The following is a 1,272-nucleotide window of genomic DNA, read 5'->3' as shown; positions in this document are numbered from 1 at the left end:
GGGCACGACCCCGGCAGCTCGATACCCCGCTACCGGTTATGCGGCAGCGCACTCCAGGCTGGCCACCATGGAGCGCCCCTGGGGCTCTGGGGCCAGGCATCCTGGAGGCACGCCGCGCAGCGCGCCGCGAATCCACAGCAGCGCGTAGCCCCGCTGCAGGTTCGTTCGGGCCGCCCACATTGCGGCGTCATCCTTCTCGTTGAGATAGCCGGCGGCGCTCGCTTCTTTCAGCGAGTCGACCAGAACACAGGGCTCACCCGCTGGGATCTCGAACTCTTTCCCGGTCAGGGGATCATTGAAAATGAGCGGCTTGCCGCTCCGCCGACGGCCAGATGAGGAGGACATGGTTGCGACGCCTTCTGGAATGGAGAGCCGTCACTATCGCCTCAAGCTGCGACAAACCATGTCGTACTGCGATTGCCTGAACAGCCTCACCTGCGTCAATCCAGATGGCTCTGGTGAGCGGCGGCGACAAGAACGATCCCGCTTCCACGCGCCGGAGTGGCCGCTCATCTCACGCGCCAGTTACCGGCTGCAAGAAACAATTCCTCCTCGCGATGGAGGTCGGGCAAACGGACCCGATACTCGGCCAGGATGCCGACTCCGTGGGCGCGACGGAAGGCCTGCATTTTGCGCAGCGCCGTCATCTCCTCGCCAAATCTCAGCTCCTGAAGGGCCTCGCCCATTTTGACCAGCACGCCCTGGAGCTCGAAGCGGATGTCTTCGCGCAAGCGCGCATTGGAAACCGGTGCCCGGCGGGAAGGCTCGGACATGCAGAAATCCAGCCATGACCCCGAACGGAACTTGCGGCGCCGCTCCCACGACATTTGCAGGGGCTCCACGTGATCGGTGGTGTATTGCATGTCGTCTGCCGCCAGAGGCAGCAGATGGCTCAGGAAGGGACCTTCATTGACGCACTCATGGTTGCCGCCATCCATGCAGCCATCGCGGATGCCGACGAAATGGTGGATCTTGAGACCCGCCGTCGCGATCCGCGCCAGCGTCTCGCGATTGTCCTCGCGGAAGACCCACACGGTCTTGCTATCGCTGCGGAAATGCAGATATTGCGGGGTTTTCTCGATCAACTCGACGCTGCGGCCATGCCGCTCGAAGGATGCGCGAAAGCTCTCCCAGCGGCTGAACTGACGCTCCTTCTCCGACATGATGAACAGGTCGCAGTCCAGATTGAGCAGGATCCAGGGCGTTTGATGATGGCAGCTCGGGTAGTAGCACAGCCGCTGGTGGGGTTCGAAGCTGATGTCCATGATGTGT

General features: G+C 62.6%; 2 protein-coding genes. Both read right to left on the bottom strand.

The genetic code is table 11. The features are described 5' to 3' along the window. Window positions 1-36: 36 nt before the first annotated feature. Window positions 37-345, bottom strand: a complete 309-nt coding sequence (locus ZRA01_RS20235) for a hypothetical protein (RefSeq protein WP_141355172.1) — start codon at window positions 343-345, stop codon at window positions 37-39. Between the two features lie 164 nt (window positions 346-509). Next, a partial coding sequence (locus tag ZRA01_RS20700) for a hypothetical protein (RefSeq protein ID WP_170183043.1) occupies window positions 510-1,272 on the bottom strand: 763 nt, incomplete at its 5' end.

The sequence above is a fragment of the Zoogloea ramigera genome (assembly GCF_006539865.1).
Lineage (GTDB): Bacteria > Pseudomonadota > Gammaproteobacteria > Burkholderiales > Rhodocyclaceae > Zoogloea > Zoogloea ramigera.
The sequence above is the reverse complement of the archived record's forward strand: the minus strand, read 5'-3'. Positions and strand labels throughout refer to the sequence as shown.